Origin of the sequence: Dokdonella sp. (genome assembly GCF_036518555.1) — a bacterium.
In the GTDB taxonomy this organism is placed as follows: domain Bacteria; phylum Pseudomonadota; class Gammaproteobacteria; order Xanthomonadales; family Rhodanobacteraceae; genus Dokdonella_A.
Genome location: NZ_DATDMY010000012.1, coordinates 1 through 5,007 on the forward strand (window position 1 = coordinate 1; position 5,007 = coordinate 5,007).

Here is a 5,007-nt window from a genome sequence, read left to right on the forward strand (position 1 = left end):
GCACGAACCCAGGTGTTCGACTACATCGAGGTGTTCTACAACCGCGAGCGATTGCACAGCGCGCTGGGCAATCGCTCACCCGAAGACTTCGCCGCACTGGCGGTGTCTAATTAGACTGTCCGAGAAACCCGGGGTGGTCCACTCTGACCCCGTTTTCGGTTTTCGGCGCCGCTACTTCGCCGTGGGCGTTCCGCTCGCCGCCGCCTGCGATCCGATGTTCTTGTCGAGGAACGCGACGAGCTGCTTGAACAGGTCCTCGGCGTGGTCCTCGTCGTAGAACCCGTGCCCCTCGGTGCGCTCGTACACCCATTCGTGTTCGACGTGCGCCTTGTTGAGCGCCGAATGCATCGCTTCGCCCTGCACCGGCGGCACGCGCCAGTCCTGGCCGCCGACGACGAGCATGACGTTCGCCTTGATGCGGTCGGCGTGCGCGACCGGCGAACGGTCCCAGAGCTGGTCGTCGTTCTCGCCGAGCACGAGCTTGAGGTAGTTCTCGCCGGACGAGTACTGCGGGATGTCGCCGCGCGTGTACATGAGGCGCAGGTCGTACACGCCGACGTAGCCGATCGCGCAACGGTAGAGAGACGGTTCCTTCACTGCGCCCTCGAGCGCGGCATAGCCGCCATAGCTGCCGCCGAAGATGCACAACCGCTTCGGATCGGCGACGCCCTGCTCGACCGCCCAGCGCGTCGCGTCGGTGACGTCGTCCTGCATCTTGCCGCCCCATTCGCGGTAACCGGCCTTGAGGAAGTCGTAGCCGTAGCCGCCCGAGCCGCGGAAGTTGATCTGCAGCACCGCGTACCCGCGCGTCGCGAGCAGCTGCACGTACGGGTCGAACTCCCAGCTGTCGCGGATGCCGTACGGGCCGCCGTGCACGTACACGACGAGTGGCAGGTTCTTCGCCTGCTCCTTGCCCGGCGGACGCGTGAGGTAGCCGTGCAGTGCAAGGCCGTCGCGCGACTTCAGCGCGATCGGCTCGACCGCGGCCATGTGCTCGGGCTTGATCCACGGCCGGTTCGCGAGCAGGAAGCTCGCCTTGTGCGTCTTCTCGTCGTAGAGGAAGAATTGGCCCGGGTTGCGGTCGCTGCTGACCGAGAACACGATCCGGCTGCCGTCGAGCGTGGCACTCGTGATGCGCACGTCCTCGCCCGGGAATTGCTGCAGCAGGCCGACGAGCAGCTTCGACTCGGGCGCGTGCGCGTCGATGAGCGTGGTCGCGGTGCGGTCGGGCATCGCGCGCAGCGCGATCGCATCCTTGTCGTCGGCGGACGGCACGAGTTCGAGCGGACCGCTCACCGTGCCGCTCCACAACGTCGACATCTTGCGCGTTGCGGCATCCCAGAGGCAGACGCCGCCGACGCCGTGGCTGCCGCCGCACTCGAAGTAGACCTTGTCTTCCTTGCGGTTGAAGCCGAGCGGGCGCAGGCGCTGGTGGTCCCGGTTCTCGTCGAACAGGAGTTCCCACTTGGCGTCGTCGTTCCCACGGAACCAGACCTTCCTCGCCTGGTCGACGTCGGTACCGAAGGCGAAGCGCACGACGCCGTGGTGATCGGTGATGAAGTCGGCGTCGCGCATCGGCGAGGTCGTGACCGGCATCGTCACGCCGGTGTAGAGATCGATCTTCTCGACCGTCGGAAACACGCCGTTGGTGCTGTTGAACGAGTACGCCGCGATGAGCGCGTGCTTGGGATCCTCGCGCAGCGGATCGACGAGCGTCGCGTACGCGCGCCGGCTCGTCGCGTGGGCGATGTGGGTCGCGCCCTGGTTGCCCGCGCGGTAGCCGAACAGCACGCCGTCGCCGGTGCCGTCCGCGTTCACCGCGTACAGCTCGCCGGTCGGGACCGGCATCTCGAGCGCGCCGCTGCGTTCGCCGATCGTGTACATGACGCGATCGGGCGCGACCCACCAGAACGACGCGAGTTCGCGCGTGTCGCGCGGGCGCAGGTTCACGCCCTTCATGTCCGACAGGCGGATCAGCGACAGCACGGCCTTGCCGTCGACGACGGCGGCCGCGGCGAGATAGTCGCCGTTCGGCGAGATCTTGACTTCGCGGAACTGCTCGTGGCGCGCGAGGTCCGCGTACGGCACCACGGCCGGCGCGGCGGCGGGAGTCGCAGCGTCGTCCGCCGAAGCAGGCCCCATGACGAACGCCGCGATCGCGGCGAGCATCCCCAGTTGGCGTGACGTCATCGACCCCCTCCCTTGGTTACCGGTTTCCGGCCGCACCCGCGCGGTGCGCGCCCCCGTTGCGCGGCCGGATTGTTCCGTTTCTACCACACGCATGCGTCGTCGCAGTCCGCACTGCAGCACACTGCGGCTACTTCGTCGCCGCTGGCGCGCGCCCGTAACGGTCCTCCAGGCGCACGATGTCGTCCTCGCCGAAGTAGTCGCCGCACTGCACCTCGATGAGGTGGATGTCGCGATCGGTCGGATTCTCGAGGCGGTGCACGGTGTCCATCGGGATGTAGGTCGACTCGTTGCGCTGGAGCAGGAACTCGCGCTCGCCGACGCGCACCTTTGCGGTGCCTTCGACCACGGTCCAATGCTCGCTGCGCCGATGATGCAGCTGCAGCGACAGCACGTGGCCGGGTTTCACGGTCAGGCGCTTGACCTTGCAGTCGTCGGCGTCCTCGAGCACGGTGTAGCTGCCCCACGGGCGGTGCACGGTCTGGTGCACGCTCGCGGCCGCATGGTTGGTCGCGCGCAGTCGCTCGACCACGAGCTTGACCTGCTGCGCGCGTTCGCGATGCGAGACGAGCACGGCGTCGCCGGTGTCGACGATGACGAGGTCCTGCACGCCGACCGCGGCGACCATGCGCGCGTCGGACTGGATGTAGCAGTTCGAGCTCTCGACGACGATCGCCTGGCCGCGCACGCGGTTGCCCTGGTCGTCGGCATCGGCCTCGAGGTCGCTCATCGCCTTCCACGAGCCGATGTCGCTCCAGTCGAACGTCGCCGGCACCACCGCGACCTTCGGCGCGCGCTCCATGATCGCGTAGTCGATCGAGATGTCGGGCTGGGCGAGGAACGCCTCGCGGTGGAACTCGATCGGGCTCTCGTGGTTCATCGCGTGCGCGTGGCAGGCTTGCGCCGCCTTCAGCACGTCGGGACAGACCTCGGCGGCGACCGCGAGCAGCGCGTCGGCGCGGAAACAGAACATGCCCGAGTTCCACACGTAGTCGCCCGAGGCGACATAGCTTTCGGCGGTCTGCAGGTTCGGCTTCTCGACGAACGCATCCACCACGCGCCCCACCGCTTTCCCTTCTCCCGCCTGCGGGAGAAGGTGCCCGGAGGGCGGATGAGGGAAAGCGTCGTCCATCGACCTCTCGATCGCCGCCCCCATGCGGATGTAGCCGAAGCCCGTCTCCGGATGCGTCGGGCGGATGCCGAACGTGACGAGCCAGCCGTCCGCGGCGAGCGCGGCGGCGCGGCGCGCGTCGGCGACGAATGCGTCGAGGTCGCGGATGAGATGGTCGGCCGGCAGGATCAGCAGGGTCGCGTCGGCGCCGACGCGATCGCGCGCGTGCAGCGCGGCGAGCACCACCGCCGGCGCGGTGTTGCGACCAGCGGGCTCGAGCAGGAACGGCAACGTGTCGAGGTTCGCGCCTTCGTGCTGCGCGTACTCGTCGCGCGTGAGGAAGTAATAATCGCGACCGGTCACCGTGAGCACGGTGCCGCCGTCGGCGCAGCGCAGCGCGCGGTCGAGCGTCTTCTTGAGCAGCGACTCGCCGTCGCCCATGCGCATGAACGGTTTCGGATAGGCGCTGCGCGAGACCGGCCAGAGGCGGGTGCCGGCTCCGCCGGACAGGATCACGGGGACGAGCATGGATCGAAACTCCTGCGCCGGCAGGCGGCCGGCGCTTCAGGCCCGGCCGCGACGCGTCACGCCGGGCCGGCGGGCGCGAGTTCGTCGAGGACCTGGTCCAGACCCGCGCGCCAATGGGGCAATTGTAGCCCGAATGCGTTTTCGAGCTTCGAGGCGTCGAGCACGGACCACGCCGGGCGGCGCGCCCTGGTCGGAAAGTCCGCGGTGGTGATCGGCACGACCCGCGGCACGCGCGCGATCAGGCCGCGCGCCGCGGCGCCAGCGACGATCGCGCTCGCGAAGTCGTACCAGCTGCACTGGCCGGCCGCGACGAGATTGAACGCACCATCGTACCCGGTTGACACCGATTCGACCGACGTAGGGTGGGACGCAGGCGCAAAGCGGCGAGTCCCACCCGGGGCCTCGTCCCCCGGACGATCGTCGAGCACCGTCGCGGTCACGTCCGCGATCCAGCGTGCCGGCGTCGGCGCGCCGACCTGGTCGGCGACCACGCGCAATTCGTCGCGCTCGGCCGCGAGGCGCAGCATCGTGCGCAGGAAATTGTGGCCGTGCGAGGCATACACCCATGCCGTACGGAAGACCAGGTACGCCGCACCGCTCGCGGCGAGCGCGCGTTCGCCGGCGAGCTTGCTGCGACCGTACACGCCGAGCGGCGCGGTCGCATCGTCCTCGCGATACGCGCGCGGCGAACCGTCCGCGCCCGCGATGCCGTGGCCGTCGAACACGTAGTCGGTCGAATAGTGCACGACGGTCGCATCGCGCGCTGCGGCCCACGCACCGATTTCGCCGACCGCGCGATGGTTGACGCGATCGGCGAGATCGGGCTCGTCCTCCGCGCGGTCGACCGCGGTGTACGCGGCCGCGTTGATGATCGTGGTCGCGCCGGCCTCGTCGAGCGCGCGCGCGAGCGATGCGGCGTCGGCGAGATCGGCGACGAGGCACGGCGTGCCGTCGTCGAGCAAACCGCTGCGCGTCGCCGACACGAGGTTCCGACCCAGCATCGCGAATCGCCGTCGCACCTCGTGACCGACCTGGCCGTTCGCGCCGAGCAGCAGGACGCGGTCACCGTACGTGTTCATCGACGCAACCTGGTGTGGCGCGCTCGCCCGGCGCACCGGCAGTCGATCGTGGGAGCGGCGGAAGCCGCGATGCTTTTCGCGGCCGATTGATCGAAGAGCATC

General features: G+C 69.1%; 4 protein-coding genes. 1 reads left to right on the plus strand and 3 read right to left on the minus strand.

What is annotated here, in order from left to right; genetic code table 11:
- Window positions 1-114: IS3 family transposase (locus VI238_RS00770; RefSeq protein WP_331647427.1), on the plus strand; the 114-nt coding region annotated here is incomplete at its 5' end.
- A gap of 57 nt (window positions 115-171) precedes the next feature.
- Here VI238_RS00770 and VI238_RS00775 read toward each other — a convergent pair.
- The 3 genes from VI238_RS00775 to rfbD form a co-directional block, all read right to left on the minus strand.
- Window positions 172-2,190, minus strand: a complete 2,019-nt coding sequence (locus VI238_RS00775) for a S9 family peptidase (protein ID WP_331647425.1) — start codon at window positions 2,188-2,190, stop codon at window positions 172-174.
- Between the two features lie 127 nt (window positions 2,191-2,317).
- On the minus strand, window positions 2,318-3,826 hold the full coding sequence (locus tag VI238_RS00780; RefSeq protein ID WP_331647426.1) for a mannose-1-phosphate guanylyltransferase/mannose-6-phosphate isomerase: 1,509 nt from the start codon (window positions 3,824-3,826) through the stop codon (window positions 2,318-2,320).
- Window positions 3,827-3,882: 56 nt separating this feature from the next.
- Window positions 3,883-4,905, minus strand: a complete 1,023-nt coding sequence (gene rfbD, locus VI238_RS00785) for a dTDP-4-dehydrorhamnose reductase (protein ID WP_331647428.1) — start codon at window positions 4,903-4,905, stop codon at window positions 3,883-3,885.
- Between the last annotated feature and the right edge of the window lie 102 nt (window positions 4,906-5,007).